This is a genomic window from Corallococcus caeni (assembly GCF_036245865.1).
Taxonomy (GTDB): domain Bacteria; phylum Myxococcota; class Myxococcia; order Myxococcales; family Myxococcaceae; genus Corallococcus; species Corallococcus caeni.
In genome coordinates, this window is sequence record NZ_BTTW01000131.1 from 1 (window position 1) to 264 (window position 264).

The 264-nt window shown below is 53.0% G+C and carries 1 rRNA gene; it reads left to right on the forward strand.

What is annotated here, in order from left to right:
- Nucleotides 1-74, forward strand: a 16S ribosomal RNA gene (locus AABA78_RS39130); the annotation flags it as partial.
- Nucleotides 75-264 lie beyond the last annotated feature (190 nt).

The window sequence follows — 264 nt, forward strand, 5'->3', positions numbered from 1 at the left end:
AGGAGTGCTCGGTAACTGGGGTGAAGTCGTAACAAGGTAGCCGTAGGGGAACCTGCGGCTGGATCACCTCCTTTCTAAGGAGACCGGGTGTTGGACTCATCCTTCGGGAGAGTAGGCAACACCAGCAACCTTCGGGTTGTCAGGTCTAACTAGGTCAATGTTTCCGGTAAACAATCCATTATGAACTTCGGGCTTGCTGTTTGGTTTTGAAGGACCGAGCGAAGGCGGCTCGGCTCTTTGAGAATGAAGGACGCTGTAGGGTTC